Source organism: Marininema mesophilum (assembly GCF_900106775.1).
In the GTDB taxonomy this organism is placed as follows: domain Bacteria; phylum Bacillota; class Bacilli; order Thermoactinomycetales; family DSM-45169; genus Marininema; species Marininema mesophilum.
This window is the reverse complement of the sequence record NZ_FNNQ01000001.1, coordinates 150,810-171,475: the sequence shown is the minus strand read 5'-3', so window position 1 is coordinate 171,475 and position 20,666 is coordinate 150,810. Positions and strand designations below refer to the sequence as shown.

Sequence of the window (20,666 nt, the reverse complement as noted above, 5' to 3'; positions counted from 1 at the left end):
ATGGAATTTTGTTGGGGATTACCTGTCATTCCAACTCCTCAAACCAAGGATTTATTGGATGCATATATCGATCAGTCCAAGCGTGCGGAGGCGAACCACTTTGATGCGGTGCTAGTTTCCGTTGCACCAACCTCCGTCGATCCGCTAGTTGCGACTACGTTAATCGGAATGAGCACAGAGAGCGTAAGGATTCTCGTTGCCCAAAATACGAACCAGATGTTGCCCACCGTTACAGCTAAAGCGGTAAATACCCTAAATCAACTAATCGGTGATCGCGTTGATGTCAATGTCGTTACAGGCAGTGCCTCGATTGTCTTAGCCCGTGACGGTAAACCGGAAGCCCATGGTGTACGCTACGCGCGTACAAGGGAGTATATCGATCTGCTCCAACAACTCCGTGGGGGAGTCACCACCTTTACGGGTACTTTCTATCAAGTAGAGAATAGCGACATTTATCCCAAGGAGAATCCAGAGCGTCCATCTCGATACTTTATAGCCGGCTCCTCCGAGGATGCGATGCGGGTAGCCGCCCAACATGGCGACGCTTATATTCTTTATGCAACCGATCGCAAAACCTTAAGGGAACACTTTGCAAAGGTGCAAGGCTATGCAAAGGAATACGGCCGTAATGAGATCCCGTGTGCCGTATTGGTTGATATCATTGCCCGAGAGACTACTGCAGAGGCCTTTGAGACCGCCAATGAACTGCTTAAGAGAACGCCTAAAACCTTAAAGAGAATGACCAAACTGTTTCTGAAAAATGCAGACTCGGTGGGGCTCAGTCGGTACAAAAACCTGCGTGCAGAGGATGACTACTGGGTAGACGAGCATCTGTGGGGGGGACTAAGTGCCGTCAACCCCTCCAATTCCGTCTCCATCGTTGGAAACTACCAAGATGTGATATCCACGCTTCTTGATTTTAGGGAGGCAGGGGCTAGTTACTTTCTCCTCACCTCCCAGATTAGTGACTCCGAAATCGAACGCATTGGTCAAAACGTACTACGCCCCTTGAAAGAGAAGGCGATGAGCACCGCATGAAAATAGCGAACCTACTGCTAGAGTCAGTGACGCGCTGGTTTGGGTGATGAAGAGGAGGTATGACCTTGAGTAAAGAGATCAAATGTGTCGTCTGGGATTTGGATCATACGATGTGGGAGGGTGTATTGCTAGAGTCCCCTCATGTCACATTGAAGCCAGGTATCCCGGAGATCATCCGTGAGTTGGATAGCCGAGGGATTCTACAGTCCATTGCGAGTAAGAATCATCGTGAGGATGCCTTAGCCAAGCTGAAGGAATTTGGCTTGGCAGAGTACTTTCTCTATCCAGAGATCCATTGGAATGCTAAATCAACCTCCATCGAAAACATTCGCAAAAACTTGAATATCGGTATCGATACCTTCGCCTTTATCGATGATCAACCCTTTGAATTGGAAGAAGTGAAGAGTGTACACGAGGATGTGCTCTGTATCGACGCAGCGGGTTATAAGGAGTTGCTAACCCGTCCATGCCTGCAACCGAGGATCATTACTAAGGATTCCACAAGGCGCCGCTTGATGGTTATAGAGGATATGAAACGCCAGCAGGAGGAGGAGACCTTTGAGGGACCGAAGGAGGAATTTTTAGCCTCCCTCGATATGAAGTTCGTGATCAGTGAAGCGCGGGAGGAGGACCTTCAACGTGCTGAGGAGCTGACGGTGCGTACCAATCAGCTTAATTCAACCGGGATTACCTACGACTACGATGAACTCAACATTTTTCGTCAAGATCCGAATCATCTCCTACTCGTCTGTGAATTAACGGATCGATATGGCTCCTATGGAAAAATAGGTCTTGCACTTATTCAGAAGACTGCAGAAGCTGATTACTTAAAGCTCTTACTGATGTCTTGTCGTGTCATGTCCCGTGGCGTTGGAACAGTGCTTTTGACCCATTTGATGCAAAGGACAAAGAAAGCCCGCAAACGTTTTTTGGCTGAGTTTTGCCAAACAGAACGTAACCGGATGATGTTTGTCACCTTTCGCCTAGCTGGATTTAACGAGGTAGATAAGCGCGAGGACATCTCTATCCTTGAACATAATTTAGAGAAGCTCCACCCATTCCCCCCTTATATCGAGGTGCAAGTGCCCCAACTGGAAGAGAGTTTCTAGTAGCCATGAATGGATGGTTCACCCGGCGCGTTGATGAACTTCAGTCAACAGCCCGATTCCAATAAATAAATGGTGAGGTGGTTTTAAATGAGGCAATGTACACCCTTAGATATAACCCCTTATATAAATAACCGTGGGATAACACAAGCCAATATCGATCATCACTTAGGATTTATCTCCGTAGGGGGCTGTTCTTTCCCTTTGGAGGAAGTGCCGATAGAGACGGGACTGATCTGTGAGGAGATCCCTTTTCTATTTAGTCGTACCGATGAGGGAGACAACATTGAATTAGAAGGACAAACCCTCTCTTTCGCGCAGGTGCTGGCAGGTCAAGTTCATATCCTGGGTGTTTCAACCAATGGTAACTTTTTTGACCGCGTACAGTTTTTTCGTGAAGGAAAGCTCGTCCGCGTATCTCGCCTTGCGTTGACCAATTTTATTGAACGGGAGCCATTCTTTCCCCAAAACCGTGTCGCTCTGCAATTCACCCATGTGAATACACGGGTAGGACCCAAGGATACCTTTAAACCGATCCTCTGGCATACATCTCTTGATTTAGAGGGAGAGTTCTCTATTGATACGATCTGTTTCGAGGATAATCCTTCCATGCATATCTTTGCCATCACGATTGAAAGCGGGGGAAACGACTAATGGGAGAAGTTACTGCATATGTCGACTCGAATAAAAATTGTTTTCACCTTGTCTTAGCCGCTATTCTTGAGCGAAATGGCATTCATCCGGATTATGCATGGAACCAAGCGGGCCTATATTATGAAGAGTCGGAAAATCATTGGAAAATGACCCCCTATTTTGAGAGCGTGGACAACTGTCTACGCGGGGTAAAGGTAATATCAGAGAAATTTTCCTGCAATGATCGCCTATTGGATCGTTTGGATGATTTATTAACTCGAGGCCAGAACGTTGTCGTGCCCGTTGATATCTATGAATTACCCTACAGCATGTACTATCGAGAACAGCATAATCCCCATAGTATCGAGATGTTACGGCTAGAAGATGGGAGTTATCACATTTGCGATCACTTTTTTCAATTCATTGGGACACTCTCCCGCAGTGATTTGAAAAAAACATTGGATGCCTACAACAGCCATTGTTTACCCGATATCACCTTTAGTTATCTACAAATCTCTGAAAATGAATTGAAACTGCCAGATATAGAGGATGCCACTACGATAATCAAAAAGAATTGTGCGATCATGGAGGGCGTTCTACTTGACGGAATGGAGTCCCTTGGATCAGGGATTTATGGCTTTGGTGTCATTGTTCGATTGATCAAGAAATTAGATGAGATGTTGTCATTAGAAGAGTCAGCGGCAAAGGATCTCATGGAAGAAATGTACTGCGATATAAAGGAAGTAGCCTATTCACGAGACAATTATAGCGCCTTCTTAAAAAGGATGGGCTTGGGTCAACTTACGAGCCCGGTAGAAGAAGCTGCCCAATGTTGGCGGGCGGCATCGAACATGTTATTACGTGCCAAAGTAGCAGGCAATCATGAGGGGATGAAACCACGAATCTTTAAGCGACTTGAACGAGTACAGGAACAAGAGCGCTTGGTTGTGGAGCAAATGGAGAACTTTTTGTCAGTCAAAGGTAAGTAACCTTCATATAAAGGTGGCATCCAGTGATGAAAAGACATTTAATTACCCTTGCAGATCTTTCTGATCAAGAGCTCGGTTATCTAGTGTCGCGAGGGGTCGAATTTGCCGAGGGTAAAGTACTGCCGAGTCAGCCATTATCGGGCAATGTGATCGGGATCTACTTTCGTAAGACCTCTACTCGAACGAGAACCGCATTTTCAGCAGCAGCCCTGCGATTGGGTGCGCAGATTATCTCCTATGGTCCAGATGATCTACAAGAAAATACCGGAGAATCGATAGACGATACTACGCGGGTCTTGTCTCGGATGTTAGATGGATTAGTAGCACGAACCGCTGGAAGTCCGCAAGAAATGCAGGCATTTGCCTCCCAGGAACGGATGGCGGTGATTAATGCGATGAGTGCGGATGAGCATCCAACACAAGGACTAACCGATCTGACGACTATGCAACAACATTTTGGTGAATTACAGGGACTTCGCGTTCTATATCTTGGTGAAGGGAATAATACAGCCGCCGCTCTGGCCCTCTCTCTATCCAGATTCCCCGATATAACTCTGCATCTCCTTACCCCAGCGGGTTACGGTTTATCACAATCCATCCTTGACATGTCGCACAGGTATACGAGATCTTCCCAGGCAAAGGTGATCGAATGCCATGATGCAACGAATTTACCAGGTGAAGTTGATGTCATTTATACGACCCGGTGGGAGACAACAGGAACAAGTAAAGCGGAGCCCACCTGGCGAGATAAATTTCGCCCCTTTTCAGTGACTGAAAAATTACTTGAGCGCTACCCAAATGCGATCTTTATGCACGATCTACCCGCTCATCGTGGGGATGAGGTGAGTGCAACAGTACTAGATGGTCCAGCAAGTATTGCCTTCGATCAGGCGGAAAACAAATTACATAGTGCGCTAGCGACACTAGAATGGTGTTTGGGAAAGGGTAAAATATAACTCTATAATAGACATAGTTTTCATATTTAGGAGGTTTTTTAGCGAAATGGATAAAATGGTATTTCATCAAGTTGGGGGCGCTGGTATATGGTATTAATGGGGATAATACTGTGCGTTGTGTTGTGGTTGGCTGCCTTATACAATACTCGATCTTCGCGGAAGAAAAGTCATATAAAATCTCGATTTTTTGGTGTTGGTGATTGGGGATCGGATGATGGAGGTTTTGATAGTGACTCAGGCTGGGATAGTGGAGGCGACAGCGGTGGGTCAGATGGAGGAGGCGGAGGTTGAGTGTGATGATCTCATAGAGGAGATATCTTCTAATATTCGTATGGTTTAATCATAAAGAAAAAGGCTGTTTTTGACGCTATCTAGCATCGGAACAGCCTTTTTTTATTCTCTAAACATAATGGTTTAAAGGGATCACACTTCTACTTCTTCTTCCTTTTTACGTCCCTTCGTCTCCTTCCGCCCATAAAAAATTTCCGCCTTCTCCAGTGTGACCGTCCCATTGTATTCTGGAATCTGGGCGTACTTTTCGTATACCCCCTTTGGCAAGAGAGTGTTCCCTTCAGGCCAATGGACAGCTAAATTTCCTGTGCGAATGGGAGCAAAACGGGCCTTTCCTTGTAGTCGACCATGGGTATTATGAAGGACTACAGCGTCGCCCTCTTGAATATGAAGACGCTGAGCATCCTGTTCATGGATCAAGATATCTGTGCGTTCTGCTTCATTAAAGGGATCCACTTCTCCGTAAATCATGGAGTTAAATTGTTTTCCACGCCGAGTGGTGATGGCAAATTGATCCTCCCCGATACGCCGTTCGGGAATATCAATGGCTAGCAGGTGGCCGTGACCGTCGGGTGTAGGGCAAGTCCCATCTTCACATAGCCAGGCACCTCCCCATTGAAAGAGATCCCCTTTTTGCTTTAGATGCTGGATCCCATCATAGTCTGGGGCGGCATGGGCGATCTCTTTGCGAATGGCCTCTGCCGATTGTAATCCTAGTTGATTAGCCTCTTCAGGGTGAATGAGGCTAGCTAACTCTCGATAAATTTCCCATTCGGGACGAGCTTCTTCGATACGAGGGCCATCTATTTCCGGGGAAAAGTAGACCATCCGTTCGGTTGAAGTGGAAGTTCCTCCCCCAGGTTGTTCGTAACGGGTCATGGCTGGGAGAACAATGACCGCTTCGCGAGCATCCAGGAGAGTCGAGGTGTTGAAAATGATGTCTTGGTGTATGCGGATATCTAGATTTTCCAAACTATTGCGAATGAAGGTGGGATCTGGCATGGTTTCTAAAAAGTTTCCTCCCGATAGATAATAAAGACGGATCCGTTGGGAGTGCTCCTCGGAAAGGAGTGCGTTCTCAAGGGTGACGCCTACTGTATCTCCCTGCCAGCGGGGAATGGAAAAGCTCCAGAGATTTTCTAAACGAGCGATGTTCTCTGCTTCAAATCCACCACCAGGTAAGCTAAAGGGATCTGCACCCATTTCCCCAGCACCTTGAACCCCAGAGTGCCCCCGGATCGGCATTACCCCACAGTGTTCACGGCCAATAAAGCCACGGAGTAGAGCGAGATTGGCTACCTGGGAGATGTTGTCCGTACCAAAGCGGTGTTGGGTTAAGCCCATGGACCAAACGAAGACGGCGGATTTTGCCTGGGCGAGGCATTCTGCGAAGGTGATCATCTGCTCTCGGGTTAGACCCGCGGATGCTTCAAGGTCTTGCCACTCATATTGGCACACATGTTCTTTTAGTTGGTCAAATCCCTGGGTATGTTCATTTATAAAGGAATGATTGATTGCAGATCCTGGGTGTTTCTCCTCCATTGCAAACCAATGTTTCATCACACCATTCATAAAGGCGATATCCCCTCCAATGTTGACGGAGTAAAAATCATCCGCCAATTTGGTGCCGAATAGGGCGGATTCGGGAATCGAGGGAATCCAATATTGATCCATAGAGGGCTCATGATAAGGGTTAATAACGATGATTTTGGTACCCTTACGTTTGGCGGCGTACATGTATTTGGTAGAGACTGGCTGATTGGTGGCGGCGACAGAGCCCCAAAAGACAAGGACATCGGTGCCGATCCAGTCTTTGTAACTACAACTGGAAGCACCAATTCCCAGGGAACGTTTTAATGCGGTTTTAGAGGGGGAGTGACAGATCCGGGAAGCGTTATCTACATGGTTGGTTCCAAGGTAGCGGGCAACTTTTGCGGCGGCATAATAAGATTCATTGGTGATACCGCGGGATGTGAGATAAAAGGCGAATTGATGAGGGTCAAGGCTTTTCATTTTGTTAGCGATTCGATTAAGTGCATCTTTCCACGAAATTCGGCGGAAGCTACGGTCACCAGGTTCCCTAAGTAGGGGATAAGGAATACGCCCCAGTTTACGTAATTGGGTGCTATTCATCCTTCGTAGTTGTTCGATGTCTGAATGGAGGGTTTCAGCTGGAATGGCTGGCATGGTGTTGAGACGGAGTACATTGAGACGAGTAGTACATAGATGGGGGCCGGTCAAGGTTTGGTCGGATAGACCAGCTACGCCAAGTGCACAACCATCACAAACTCCTTGGGTGAGGATACGGGTAGCGTAGGCGAGATTATCTCGGTTTTCCCAAGCCGCACGGGCGGTATCTCGAATATGATGGGGCTTTACCTTACCAAGACCGAAGGGGATGGGGCTTACCCATAGATCCGGGTTAGGGGTTTTAGGGAGGGGAATGGGTCCGGTGTGTTTGGTTTTACCCATGTTTGAATGCCTCCTGATCCGTAATTTTGTGACATCTATCCTTGCGCAAAATAGCTATGTTCAGAGTATCATACTATGTATAGGGTTAAAACGGCCCAATTTAGACTAATGAAACGGTTGAACTAAAGTGTGCTTATATACTAATACCTAAATGATTGGGGATTTCATGGCCAAGTCAATCTTTGAGCGGAGCTGCATAGGGCAATGATGAGTGCGTCTTCTTTAGACACTTAATGTGGTAAAAAGGAAAGTTAACCTTTTTACTTGCGGATCTTCCTTTCTAAAGGGAGATTGCTGTTCTGGTAGCTATCTGATAAAGTGAGTCGCAGAATGTAACGATGTAGGACATTATTGGATTCCATAGGGTGAGCCGTGTTTTCTACGGCGCTTTTGCACGGGAGGAAGTACATGGATAAGATTGTAATGAATTCCCCGATACAAGTGCCAGAATTGGCTGTTACGACGCACCCGTTAGTCCGAGTAGGGGTGACGGGTGATCGATTACTGGTTGTCTCCCAAGGAGGAGGAACCCTGCTCTCTGACTATTCCTTGGATGGTGGGTCCGCGCGTGGAATTCGATTAGAGGATCCCGGGACGGAGATCCACTTTGTCCAGGCGTTATCAGAGGATCGCTTTTTACTGGTTTCCGCATTTTCAGAGAATCAAGAGCATAATGCCTTTATCTATGATAATCAAGGTCACCTTCTCGCTTCCTTCCATGTTGGAGATGCAATAGAGGATGTTCAGGCGGTGGGGGATCGTTTTTGGATCGGTTATATGGAAGAGGGTGTAGAGGGGGATAATCTTTTAAGCCGTGAGGGGGTTATCTGCTTTAATTTAAGAGGTAAGCTTCTTTTTAGCTATTTAGAGACGGCAATCAAACAAGGACTTCCTGAAGTGAGAGACTGTTATGGTTTAAATGCTTTACCCAATGGTGAGACATGGATCTATTATTTTACGGATCATATTTTGGCACGGGTCGAGGATTTTCGCGTACGACAGTTTTGGAAGGGGGGACCTGTGCTCAGTTGGCGATCGCCTTTGGTGCAAGCAGGAGGATTTGCTATTTGGGGGCGGATTCTCCTCTTTGGAAACCCACGGCGTCATTTATACAGAGGCTCTCTCAACCGCAGAGCGTTAGAGAGGGTGATGCCTGTTGATGAAGAAGGCGAAGAGATTAGGTTTGATCGTTGGTGGACTCGTGATTCTCGTTTATTTTTATCAGTGGGAGATGAGGTCTACTGTTATGATATGAAGGAAACGATCTACTGAGATGTATGAAAAAGACGCCCCATGTCAAAGGAGCGTCTTTTTAGCATCCGTTATTATTTATTTAGATGGAAAAGCGTGCGAACAAGTAGGCGTTGTTCCTTTTGGTGAACTTAGGACAACCGCGGTTGCTCGTCTGCTGGGTAATCAGGGTAGTGTTGAGGGAGTTCAAACCTTTCTTTGACAAATAGCATGGCGAAGAAAAGTACATTACAGGTGACAAAAGCACAAACCAGCATATCTAAGAGGTTCAAGGGTGCTCCCACCTTCCATCCCTATTTGAGTTTATGGTACCACACTCCTCTTCGCCATTTGTTGAGGGTGTGTAAAGACCCTTTTTCATGATTGTAAAGAGCTGGAATGCCTTTTCATTTATCCCCCTGATGCATCAAAAATAAACGGAGACAAAAATCCCTCCCCAGTTACTGGGGAGGAGGTTAAGGAAGGTTGTCGGATAGTTCGCTGAGAGCAAAGCCTCGGTCGTCCTTCTGCTTCTTCTGGGGGTTCATACGCCCTTATTGTATGAAAAAAACAAGGCTGTTGTGAAGAATTAAGCTTGTAGGTTTTTCTCCAGCTTACGAATAAGCGCTTCATCTGGAGTGATAAAGAGAGTCTTTTGCTCATCATATGTGACAAAGCCAGGTGGTCCACCAGAGGGTTTACGAACATGCTTGATCAGTGTGTAATCTACCGGAACTTGACTAGATTCTCGTCCCTTTGAATGCCAGGCAGCAAGGAGGGCCGCTTCGTGTAGGGTTTGTTCACCAAAGTTTTTCTCCCGGATCACCACATGGGAGCCTGGAATCTCTTTTGTATGAAGCCAGGTATCAGTGGCAGAAGCAAGTCGATGGGTTAAGTAATCGTTTTGTTTGTTGTTTCTGCCGACGAAAATGGTAACTCCCTCGGAGGAGAGAAAGGCGGTAGGTTTTGGGCGTTCGGCCTTTTTCGGTTTTCGCTTCTGTGGCCTTGCTTTCAACCAGCCTTCCTCTACCAACTCTTCTTTGATTTCTTCGGCTTCCTTTGTCGTAGCATCCTCAAGTTGAACAAGCACAGATTCAAGGTATGCATTATCCTGTTTGGTTTTTTCGATTTGTTCTTGATTCCATTTGCGGGCAGACTTTGCTTTGTGATAGAGCTTAAAGTAACGCTGAGCATTTTCTGAAGGGGACCAGCGGGGGTCGAGGGGGATCGTAATCGATGCGGACTCGGGATCATAATAATTGATGGTAGTGATCTCTTTGTCCCCTCGATGAATTTGATACATATTAGCGGTCACTAATTCCCCCCATGTGCGATAAGTGTCCGCTTTTTGTGTGTCGAGAAGTTCTTGTTCCAGCTTCTTGATCTTCTTTTCGTTCTTATCCGTCACCGTTTTAAGGTTACGGATTAAATCGTGATTTTGCTGGCGGGTTCGATCCCGTTCAGCTTTACCAAGATAAAAAGCATCTAAGCATTGTCCAATATGGTCAAAGGTGTGAACTTCACCTGGGAGGTAGGTGAGTTGGATTGCGGAAAAAACGTTTTTTTTACCATAGATAATCACAGGTGAAAAGCGACATTCACGTATGGATTCCATCGTTCTATGGAAGGAGTCCCATAGAGAATCTCGATTTCCCAGCTCTGCTCGATGGACAATCTCGGAAGCCGTTTGGGGGCCGATACCGGAGAAGCCTTGGAGAATTTGTTTATCCATTTGCCCTTGGTTCCATTGGATCCTTTGCAGGAAACCTTCCCGGTCAATGGTGAGGGGATTCTTTTTCCCCTGCTCAGGGGGAGCAATATAGGAGATCCCTGGCATGACTTGGCGATGTCGACTCATAGCAGGACTGACCCGTCGGATGGCGTCCATAATTTTATTCGCCGCAGGATCGACCAAGATGATATTGCTATGGCGTCCCATGATTTCGATAACCAATTGGCGGATTACTTCAAAGCCAAGCTCATCCCGGCCTCGGATATCGATGATCACCACCCGCTCCATATCTACTTGGCGTACGCTTGTGATGATACCCCCTTCGCAGTGCTTCCGAAGAAGCATACAAAACATGGGAGGAGAGAGTGGATTTTCAGCGCGTGCATCCGTCAGATGAAGACGTGGGTATGCAGGGTGCGCCGAGAGAAGGAGACGTTGGTTAGCACCTTTATTTCGTATGTGGAGAATCAGTTCTGAGTCTGAAGGCTGATAGATTTTGGCGATACGGCCGTTGGTAAGTGATTCCTGAAGTTCGTGTACGACTGCCCGTGTGACGATTCCGTCGAAGGACATAGCGAGTCCCCCCTGTGATCTAAGATCCGCTCATGATGAGTCCATGTTCCAGTATATCGGATTAAGGTGTGATTACAAGGGATTGACACTCCCCAAGGTATTTCCTTTGGGGCTGTTGAGTCGTTAGGATATCCACCGTCCATTATATACTTGATATTTTTCTATTTATTAGACTGCTAAATAATACGGAAAGTAAACTAAATAAAAGTGAAATCCAGCCGATATTGATATGTGCATTCCATACTATTCCCATCAACGAGACACCAATGGCGGTTCTTTCTTACAGATCTACTGCTTCAAAGATGATGAAAGTCGGGTAAGTCTGTAATCAAGCTACTTCCAGTGAGGTTAGCATGTTTGAAGGCCTGTCTGAATAAGGTTAGCATGAGAGTTCTTTGGACAAAGGGGGAGGAAGCGTGTCAGAAGGAGGCCGTTACGTCGACTGGAATGTAGAACAAGTGACAGGTCATTTCAAAGTGGATCCTGCTGAAGGATTGGACGATGCAGAAGCGGGCCGCCGGATGGAGCAAACGGGTCCTAACCAGTTGGCCGAGGCGGAACGTATATCCCCAGTTGTACTGCTATTAAATCAGTTTAAGGATTTTATGGTGCTCGTTTTATTAGCGGCGACATTGGTGTCGGGATTGCTTGGTGAATATACCGATGCCATCGCGATTATCGCGATTGTGGTCCTAAATGCAGTCCTTGGTTTTGTACAAGAGGTACGAGCGGAAAAAAGTCTAAGTGCTCTGCGAGAATTATCCGCTCCTACTGCGCGGGTGATGCGAAATGGTGAGTGGAGCCGGATTCAAGCAGCTCATCTCGTGCCAGGAGATATCGTTGCTTTAGAAAGTGGGGACCGTATCCCTGCGGATCTACGTTTAATTCAAACGGCCAATATGTACATCGAGGAGTCTGCTCTGACAGGCGAATCCGTTCCAACGAGCAAAACGAATGGGAAATTATCTAGGGGAGATGTTCCTCTGGGTGATCGTAAAAACATGGCTTTCCTGGGTACGATGGTGGTTCGTGGTACCGGGATTGGTGTGGTTGTCCATACAGGGATGGAGACGGAGATGGGACGCATCGCTCACTTGATCCAGACGACAGAGGCGATGCAAACTCCCTTACAACGTCGCTTGGAACAATTGGGAAAGATTTTGATTGGGGTTGCTCTACTCCTAACGGCCGTGGTTGTAGTTACGGGGATTTTGCATGGGCATGATGCCTATAAAATGTTTCTCTCGGGTGTAAGTCTAGCCGTAGCCGCCATCCCTGAGGGACTCCCTGCCATCGTCACGATTGCGCTAGCCCTTGGTGTACAAAGGATGATCAAACGACGAGCGATTGTGCGCAAGTTGCCATCAGTGGAAACCTTAGGGTGCGCCTCAATTATCTGCTCCGATAAGACTGGAACACTTACTCAGAACAAGATGACGGTGACTCATCTTTGGTGTGATCGCCGTAAGATAGAGCTATCTGGCTCGGGCTATCAACCCGATGGAGATTTTTATCGTGATGGGCGAGAGGTGAGACCAGATAAAGAGGTAGCGTTAAAACGACTCCTTGAAGTGGCTGTTCTTTGTAATAATGCTCGTCTCATTGGCGAATCCTCTCGAGAGGGTCTCCTGCGGCGGAAGCAGGAAACCTGGCGAGTAGATGGAGATCCAACCGAGGGAGCTCTGCTTGTTGCAGGAGCGAAGGGTGGGGTAGGGGGAGAAAGTCTCCTCCAATCCTGGACGCGCATCCGAGAATTTCCCTTTGATTCTGAGCGGAAGATGATGTCGGTTTTCCTGGAAGATCGGGGCGGGAAGCGTTTCTTATTTACTAAGGGAGGACCTGATGTGCTCCTCGAACGGTGCACTCATATCCTCCAGGGTGGGCGGGCCGTTCCTCTTAAAGAGTCCCACCGTACAGAAATCATACAAATGAATGAAGAGCTAGCAAAAATGGCTTTACGCAATCTGGCATTTGCTTACCGGGAATGGCAGGGCGCAACTCCCGATAATGAGCGAACAGCCGAGCGTAAGTTGGTTTTTGTAGGGCTAGCGGGGATGATCGATCCTCCTCGAGAAGAGGTGAAGGAAGCGATTCGAACCTGTCGCCGTGCAGGAATCCGAACGGTGATGATCACGGGTGACCATCAAATGACGGCGGTAGCTATCGCCCGCCAACTTGGCATCCTGCAAGGGGGAGCCACTGTTAATGGTAGTGAGATTCAACAGATGGGTGAGGCAGAGTTTCGTAAAAAGGCAAAAGATATCCATGTCTATGCCCGAGTCTCCCCAGAACATAAATTAAAGATTGTAAAGGCATTGCAAGAAGAAGGACATGTTGTTGCGATGACGGGGGATGGTGTGAATGATGCTCCCGCGATAAAGGCTGCGGATATTGGGATTGCCATGGGAGTGACGGGGACTGATGTCTCCAAGGAGGCTTCCTCACTCGTTCTTGCGGATGATAATTTTGCTACGATTGTGGCTGCGATAGAGGAAGGACGAAATATTTATGACAATATTCGTAAATTTATTAGTTACCTACTTGCCTCCAATGTGGGTGAGATCCTCGTTATGTTTTTAGCCATGTTGGCGGGGCTTCCATTGCCCTTAGTGCCCATCCAAATCCTCTGGGTGAATTTAGTGACAGATGGGTTGCCAGCGATGGCATTAGGAGTCGACCCAGCAGAGGAGGATACGATGAATCGGGATCCGCGGAACAGTCGCGAAAATATCTTTGCTGGCGGTGTGGGATGGAAGATTCTTAGCCGAGGTCTCTTTATCGGTCTCAGTACTCTGGTAGCATTTTGGATCGCATATAGTGAATCTCCCGATGATCTTGTACGTGCGCAAACCATCGCCTTTGCTACCTTAGTGATGGCACAGCTGATCTATGTATTTGACTGCCGTAGTTCGCGCACGGTTTTTCATCGTAGTCCTTTTAGCAATCCATTGCTTGTGTTGGCGGTGGTTTCCTCAGCAGCTCTGATGATTGGTGTGATGTATTATCCACCACTTCAGCCCATTTTTCATACCACCTCCCTTGCTTTACGAGAATGGGCGTTAGTTGCTGTGGCGGCGGCAATACCTACATTGGCAGCGGGAGCCCTCGACATGATGCTTCCCCTCCGTCGGATGGTAACACGTACCGAGAGATAAGAAAGATGTTATGAGAAATATCGACGAATTGACGATGTTGTCAGTTCGTTTTTTAGTGAGTTTGTAAGGGATGGGAAGTGGGAGAGAATGTGGATCTTGCATAGGATGGTGAACAGGGAAACCCCATGATTCATGAATCAATTTCCACATTTTTTGTATCCTCAGGATCACGCACAATCAAACCAGATAGGAGGTAGGGAAATGGTATGTCCATCTTTTAGTGCTCAAACCACTTTTGCTGTGGGAGATGCACCATTTGAGATTACTAGCGCTGATTTTAACGGAGATGGGATTCCTGATTTAGCTGTTGCCAACCAAAATTCCAATACTGTAAGTGTTTTGATAGGTAATGGCAATGGCACCTTTGGGCCCCAAACTACCTTTGCTGTAGGAGCTGTACCAATCGGAATTACTAGTGCCAATTTTAATAGCGGTGGCTTCCCTGATTTGGCAGTTACTAATTCTGGCGGTAATACGGTGTCTGTTTTACTAGGCAATGGGGATGGTACCTTTGGGCCCCAAACTACTTTTGCTGTAGGAGCTGTGCCAATCGCGATTACTAGCGCCAATTTTAATGGCGATGGGTTCGCCGATTTAGCTGTTGCCAACTCAACCGATAATACCATAAGTGTGTTAATAGGCAATGGGAATGGCACTTTTGGGCCCCAAACTACTTTTGCTGTGGGAGTTAATCCATTGGGGATTACTAACGCTGATTTTACTGGGGATGGCATCCCTGATTTGGCAGTTACTAATGTTGTCGATGATACTATAAGTGTATTAATAGGCAATGGGGATGGCACCTTTGGGCCCCAAACTACTTTTGCTGTGGGAAGTCTTCCATTTGGGATTACTAGCGCCGATTTTAACGGAGATGGGATCCCTGATTTGGCTGTTACCAACCAAAATGCCGATACTATAAGTGTGTTAATAGGCAATGGGAATGGCACCTTTGGGCCCCAAACTACCTTTGCTGTGGGAGATAATCCAGTCGCAATTGCTAGCGCTGATTTTAACTGCGATGGCTCTCCTGATTTAGCGGTTATCAATATTGACGGTAATACGGTGTCTGTTTTATTAGGCAATGGGGATGGGACTTTTCAGCCCCAAACTACCTTTGCTGTAGGAGCTGGACCATCGGGTATTGCTAGCGCTGATTTTAATGGCGATGGGACCCCTGATTTAGCTGTCACCAACTTAGGCAACGATAACATCTCTGTTTTATTGGACAGCTGTGTCACTTCACTTACCTGTACGGATCTTACCCTCGCGAATGATCCAGGAACCTGTGAAGCTACTGTTCCTTTCCCTACACCACAATGTTCCAACGTATCCACAATCAGTGCCCCCGCCACAGTACCTGTTGGAACTCCTACCCTAGTCACGAGTGCCGCAATTAGTAATGTGAATCCCACCAATATCGAAACCTGTACCTTTACCGTTACCGTCAATGACACCGAACCTCCTGTCATATCTGGTCTGAACGATATCGACATCGAAGCAGATAACTCCATTGGCGCCATCGTCACCTACCCTGACCCCATTGTGACGGATAATTGTCCTGGAACGATTACCAATTCCTGCAATCCACCCTCCGGATCCTTCTTTTTCATCGGTTCGACCGTTGTTACTTGTACCGCTATCGACTCCAATGGTAATTCGGCTACCGGTACCTTTATCGTTACGGTCTTCCCTTCAGAAGAAGAATAGAGGTTTAGGTTAGCGAACAAGAAGATACCGAGCAGCGAAAACTAGAGAATGTTTGCCTCAAGGGACACCGCATCCCTCCCTCTTGTTGCATGGCTTTTCTACCTGAGGTATTCTCATAGAACAAACAGTGAGCTTATTGCATGCTCATGAAAAAGGAGGAAGGTGTTCAGCGAGTTGAACACCATGGACGATGGAATTGAAATTTACCAAAATGCATGGTCTTGGCAATGATTTTATCATTGTAGCGAGTGAGCAAGAGCTCCCTGAGGCAGTTTCTACCTTAGCCAAGCAAGTGTGTGATCGTCACTTTGGCATTGGAGCCGATGGGCTTGTCTATCTTTTACCTTCCAATCGGGCGGACGTGAGGATGCGTATTTTTAATGCGGATGGAAGTGAACCAGAGCAGTGTGGCAATGCGGTTCGCTGTGTCGCTCGCTACTACTATGAACGGATTTCGGATGCGAAGCGTGAACTGACAGTGGAAACAGGCGCAGGGATTCAACGAGTCTGGATAGAAGGGGACGACAATACTCAGGTACGAGTTGATATGGGCAATCCCATTTTAGCCGGTTTACAGATTCCGACCACCGTTGATGGTGAGCGTGTTGTAGATCAGGAGATAGCGGTAACTGCAGAGGGAGAGGGTCAGTCCTATTTCTTTACTGGGGTGTCCATGGGGAACCCACATGGTGTGATAGAGGTGAAGGATGTTCAGCATTTTCCCGTGGAAAAATGGGGGCCGTTGCTAGAAAATCATCCGATTTTCCCTCATAAAGCCAATATCGAGTTTATCTCTGTACGTTCCAAAAATGAAGTGGATATGAGAGTGTGGGAACGGGGAGTAGGAGAGACGCTTGCATGTGGGACAGGGGCTTGTGCTACCCTTGTCGCTACCTCCCTTCGTGGACGGACGGAACGTCAGGGAACGGTTCACCTCCTTGGGGGGGACCTTTTTATCGAATGGCAAGAAAGTGATGGGTGTGTTTATATGACAGGTGCGGCTTCCTTTGTCTTTGATGGGGTGTTGCAGGGTTAGAAGTTGAGGAAGTTTCCTAACTCTATTTGGAAAACATTTTACGTCCAAAGTGGTTGTCAAAAGGAGCCTCCCAGGTGTATGATGATCGGAAAAACAATCGGAGGCAAGTTCAGTGAGCGAAGCAATCGAAGTCAAAAATCATGAACAACGACCACTACCTCATTTGCGCATAGCAGTGGAGGATATTATAAGAGCCAACCATGTGTTAAAGGACGTCATTATCCCTACCGCGTTACAAAAGGATGCATGGCTTTCAGAGCAGTATGGTTGCAATCTTTATCTTAAGAGAGAAGATTTGCAAATGGTTCGCTCCTTTAAGATTCGTGGTGCGTACAATGTGATTCATCAATTAGCCCCCGAGAAGTTACAGCTGGGAATTGTCTGTGCCAGTGCGGGAAATCATGCCCAAGGAGTGGCCTTTACCTGCCGTGAATTAGGTATCCACGGGCGTATCTATATGCCAAATCCAACACCGAATCAGAAAGTAAAACAAGTAAAGCGATTTGGTGGCGATGCTGTCGAGGTGATTTTAACCGGAGATACCTTTGATGATGCTCTGGCTGAAGCCCTCTCCTACAGTGCCGAAAAGGGAATGGAATTTATTCACCCTTTTGAAAATCCTGCTACCGTAGCGGGACAGGGAACCATTGGATTGGAAATATTGAATGATCTTCCAGAAAAGTTGGACTATCTGATCATGGGGATCGGAGGCGGAGGACTTGCAGCTGGAGTGGCCTCCTATGTGAAAGCTCTCAGCCCCTCTACGAAAATTATCGGTGTAGAACCTGGGGGAGCTTCTTCTATGTCTAAGTCAGTCGAGGCTGGGGAAGTTATCACACTAGATACCGTTGATAAATTTGTGGATGGTGCAAGTGTTCAGCGAGTGGGGGAACTTAATTATCAAATCTGTCGTGAGTTGATCGATGAATTTATCAGCGTACCAGAGGGTAAGGTGTGCACCACGATCCTTGAGTTATACAATGAGAATGCAATTGTTGCTGAGCCAGCTGGAGCGTTACCGATTGCTGCCCTTGACCAGCTTGGTGATCGGCTTCATGGCAAAAATGTGGTGTGTATTCTATCCGGTGGAAACAATGATATCGAACGAATGCCTGAGATCAAGGAGCGCTCCTTGATTTATGAAGGGTTGAAACATTATTTTACGATTCAATTTCCCCAACGTTCCGGTGCGCTCCGCGAATTTATCAATGATGTATTGGGGCCAGATGATGATATTACCCGCTTTGAATACACGAAACAAAATAGTAAAGAGCAAGGTCCTGTTCTACTAGGAATCGAGTTGAAACGACGGGAGGACTATGCTCCTCTCATTAAGCGAATGAAACGAAAGGGTTATCCATTTATCGAGATCAATAAAGATCCAACCTTATTCCAATTGCTGATATGAAAAAGATCCTGGGGCAGTGTACTTTATAGCCCCAGGATCTTTTTCAATTAATAAGGTCGATCCTGATAAAAGTAGTTGGGAGTTTTTGATGTGTCGGTGTAGGAGGTGTGCCAGATGGAGGTTGTTGCAGGAGAGAGTGGAGGGATCAGCCAGCTCCAATCCCCTGTGAGATCCCGACCGCTTTCCCGCTCTTTTTTTTCAAAGAGGGCAAATTGTTGGGCTGCTGTGTGATGATCGACGATGCTAACCCCTGCCTTCTTGAATGAATGAAGGACGGCGATGTTTAGCTCAACCAATGCTTTATCCCGCCATAGCGTGGAAGGAGTTTGGGTGAGACCCAAACAGAAAGCAATTTCAGGTAGTAGATTATACCGCTGGGTATCGGCAAGATTACGTGCTCCAATCTCTGTGCCCATATACCAGCCATTGAAGGGGGCGGCGGTATATTCAATACCACCCATCTCCAATTTCATATCGGAAATGATGGGCACAGCGTACCACTGTATATGAAGATCTGCTAAGGAAGTATATTCAGGATGATGGATAGGAACTTCTAACGCAAGTTCGGATGGAATCTCAAACCACATGGGCGGTCGATTGCCAAGCTGTATAACAAGAGGAAGCAGATCAAAGGGCGTGCCAGCTCCCTGCCACCCCAATTTCTCGCAAACTTGAGTAAAGGCAACAGAAGCGGGATCACCAATAATCCCCTGGTTCTTTTGATAGCCTGCATAACGAAGTAATTGATGATTCCAGATTCTCACCTGGGGCAAATTGGCCTTCATGGGCTTAAAAATAGTGATGGTTGGCCGGATTTTCCCCTGGTTCGTTGCATAGCGAAGATGATCACATAATGAAGTGAAAATCTCTTTCTCCGTTCGTAGGTGGCGGGCGTCCAATACATGGAGGGAATCCCAAAAAAGACGGCCGATACAGCGATTACTATTGCGCCAAGCGATTTTAGCACCATGTTCCAACTCTTTGAAGTGATGGGTATATTCCCCTGTGTTGCGAATAGACTCCTCTACTTCTGCCACTCTTTGTTGAATTTCTTTTGGAGAGTGACCAAGTTCTTGGTAGCAGTCAAGGATAAACTTCCTGGCTTTTGCTAAACAATCCTCTTGTTGCATCTTCATGCTGGTCTCCTCACATAGAAGATCTCTAGTCTAGTTATTCTATCCTAGAATGGATTGCAAATCGAGTTGGAGTTATTGGCAAAGCCGAAAAGGAATTCACTTTAATCGAGATGTCCCCAAGGTAAAGGTTGGCCGTTGATCGATAAATTCATAAAACGTGATCCTTTCTCTCCTAGCTAGGTTAGAAAAGATCACGTTTTATATTTAAGCGTATTAATATCTCTTAAGTAAGTGAAGGGGAATAGGGCAGCAGCATCTCATTAAAAAAAACAAGAAAGAAGACGGGAAACCCGCCTTGTTTACCTTTTACCATTTAATATCACTTGTCTTGCCAGCGTAGTAAACATCTAAATTTGCGTGTTCACTGTGAAAAGTAAATTCGTACGTACCAGACCTAATACCATCATTCTTTTTGAAATCGAATATCTTACCTGATCCAACTTTTTCATTCATAACGATTCTTCCAGTGTCCTTATGACGTAAAGTAGCAGTTACAGTATCAGCCCCTCTATTGATAACCTGTACTTTAAGATATGGAAACCCTTCGGTAGCTGAAAGTTCCACTGTATGTTTATTGTAGCCGGTTATTATGGTATCTTCCCATGCATCCTCTATCTTTGCACTAGCAGTCGTTGGGAATGATAGTGCAGTAAAGCCGACTCCAAACACTAAAGCTAAAGAAAGAATTACTGAAAAAATCTTGTTCTTTTTCATGGTTTTTTCCCCCTTGTCTATTTGACTAGTTCATATTACAAGATCGACTATAAACAGTCAAGATTAATTTTAATAAAAATGAGTTATATTGATCATATTATTAAAAAATAAATAAATATACGCGGTAATGAATCGAAAAAACTAGATCATCATGTAATTAAATATATATTTTCTTCCATATAAATGGGGTTGTTCATACTAAAATATTTATCATTTTTCCAAAAAGCGGATTTCTTTGTGCATTCAATTTTTAATATATGGTTGGGTATTTTTGCTAAGGCCATCAATGGGCACAAAAACCCCGTCACCCTGTAAGCTAAGGAATAACGGGGCTTTATTACGTTTATGCACGGAATGCTTTATCAATTGCTTCTCTCAACTCCAAAGGTGATGGTTTTGCATATCGAGTTACGTTGCGATCCAATGAGGTTAACTCCGAAACACGAAGGCCACTATAGTTCAATAGATACATTATCGCGATATACGG

Annotated in this window: 16 protein-coding genes; 11 read left to right on the top strand and 5 right to left on the bottom strand. The window is 46.3% G+C overall.

Features of this window, described 5'->3' with window-relative positions:
* The 6 genes from BLV90_RS00720 (at nt 1) to BLV90_RS16615 (ending at nt 5,062) form a co-directional block, all read left to right on the top strand.
* Complete coding sequence (locus BLV90_RS00720; RefSeq protein WP_091734689.1) at nt 1-1,038, top strand: LLM class flavin-dependent oxidoreductase; 1,038 nt, start codon at nt 1-3, stop codon at nt 1,036-1,038.
* Between the two features lie 65 nt (nt 1,039-1,103).
* Complete coding sequence (locus BLV90_RS00715) at nt 1,104-2,147, top strand: HAD-IIIC family phosphatase (RefSeq protein WP_177167826.1); 1,044 nt, start codon at nt 1,104-1,106, stop codon at nt 2,145-2,147.
* A gap of 87 nt (nt 2,148-2,234) precedes the next feature.
* Nucleotides 2,235-2,798, top strand: a complete 564-nt coding sequence (locus tag BLV90_RS00710; protein ID WP_091734685.1) for a hypothetical protein — start codon at nt 2,235-2,237, stop codon at nt 2,796-2,798.
* The gene (locus BLV90_RS00705) at nt 2,798-3,766 is read left to right on the top strand and encodes a BtrH N-terminal domain-containing protein (protein ID WP_091734683.1); all 969 of its coding nucleotides are present in this window, start codon (nt 2,798-2,800) and stop codon (nt 3,764-3,766) included. Before BLV90_RS00710 ends, BLV90_RS00705 begins: the two co-directional genes overlap by 1 nt.
* Nucleotides 3,767-3,792: 26 nt before the next feature.
* Nucleotides 3,793-4,722 (top strand): ornithine carbamoyltransferase, encoded by a 930-nt coding sequence (locus BLV90_RS00700; RefSeq protein WP_091734681.1) that lies wholly within the window; start codon nt 3,793-3,795, stop codon nt 4,720-4,722.
* A gap of 214 nt (nt 4,723-4,936) precedes the next feature.
* Nucleotides 4,937-5,062, top strand: a complete 126-nt coding sequence (locus tag BLV90_RS16615) for a hypothetical protein (protein WP_281241986.1) — start codon at nt 4,937-4,939, stop codon at nt 5,060-5,062.
* A gap of 83 nt (nt 5,063-5,145) precedes the next feature.
* On the opposite strand, the gene BLV90_RS00695 is transcribed toward BLV90_RS16615, so the two are convergent.
* Entirely contained in the window at nt 5,146-7,485 is a 2,340-nt protein-coding gene (locus tag BLV90_RS00695) for an FdhF/YdeP family oxidoreductase (RefSeq protein WP_091734680.1), read from the bottom strand.
* A 408-nt stretch (nt 7,486-7,893) separates the two neighbouring features.
* Between BLV90_RS00695 and BLV90_RS00690 the strand changes: the two genes are divergently transcribed.
* Nucleotides 7,894-8,757 carry a hypothetical protein gene (locus BLV90_RS00690; RefSeq protein ID WP_091734678.1) on the top strand — a complete coding sequence of 288 codons (864 nt, stop codon included), beginning with the start codon at nt 7,894-7,896 and terminating at the stop codon, nt 8,755-8,757.
* A gap of 110 nt (nt 8,758-8,867) precedes the next feature.
* Here the strand turns inward: BLV90_RS00690 and BLV90_RS16075 are convergent, their stop codons facing one another.
* Nucleotides 8,868-9,008 (bottom strand): hypothetical protein, encoded by a 141-nt coding sequence (locus BLV90_RS16075; protein ID WP_177167825.1) that lies wholly within the window; start codon nt 9,006-9,008, stop codon nt 8,868-8,870.
* A 296-nt stretch (nt 9,009-9,304) separates the two neighbouring features.
* Nucleotides 9,305-11,020, bottom strand: a complete 1,716-nt coding sequence (locus BLV90_RS00680) for an Rqc2 family fibronectin-binding protein (RefSeq protein ID WP_091734674.1) — start codon at nt 11,018-11,020, stop codon at nt 9,305-9,307.
* A 416-nt stretch (nt 11,021-11,436) separates the two neighbouring features.
* On the opposite strand from BLV90_RS00680, the gene BLV90_RS00675 reads away from it, so the two are divergent.
* The 4 genes from BLV90_RS00675 to ilvA all read left to right on the top strand — a co-directional run bounded on the left by BLV90_RS00675 (nt 11,437) and on the right by ilvA (nt 18,329).
* A complete protein-coding gene (locus BLV90_RS00675; protein WP_177167824.1) occupies nt 11,437-14,175 on the top strand; it encodes a calcium-translocating P-type ATPase, SERCA-type in 2,739 nt (912 codons plus the stop codon).
* 201 nt (nt 14,176-14,376) lie between these two features.
* Entirely contained in the window at nt 14,377-15,885 is a 1,509-nt protein-coding gene (locus BLV90_RS00670; RefSeq protein ID WP_177167823.1) for an FG-GAP-like repeat-containing protein, read from the top strand.
* A 196-nt stretch (nt 15,886-16,081) separates the two neighbouring features.
* Nucleotides 16,082-16,921 (top strand): diaminopimelate epimerase, encoded by an 840-nt coding sequence (dapF, locus tag BLV90_RS00665; RefSeq protein WP_091735391.1) that lies wholly within the window; start codon nt 16,082-16,084, stop codon nt 16,919-16,921.
* A 112-nt stretch (nt 16,922-17,033) separates the two neighbouring features.
* A complete protein-coding gene (ilvA, locus tag BLV90_RS00660; RefSeq protein ID WP_425433845.1) occupies nt 17,034-18,329 on the top strand; it encodes a threonine ammonia-lyase IlvA in 1,296 nt (431 codons plus the stop codon).
* Nucleotides 18,330-18,376: 47 nt separating this feature from the next.
* Here the strand turns inward: ilvA and BLV90_RS00655 are convergent, their stop codons facing one another.
* Together BLV90_RS00655 and BLV90_RS00650 are read right to left on the bottom strand one after the other, a co-directional pair.
* Nucleotides 18,377-19,465, bottom strand: coding sequence for a nitric oxide synthase oxygenase (locus BLV90_RS00655; RefSeq protein ID WP_091734670.1), 1,089 nt, complete (start codon nt 19,463-19,465; stop codon nt 18,377-18,379).
* Nucleotides 19,466-19,771: 306 nt separating this feature from the next.
* Nucleotides 19,772-20,179, bottom strand: a complete 408-nt coding sequence (locus tag BLV90_RS00650) for a hypothetical protein (protein ID WP_091734668.1) — start codon at nt 20,177-20,179, stop codon at nt 19,772-19,774.
* Nucleotides 20,180-20,666 lie beyond the last annotated feature (487 nt).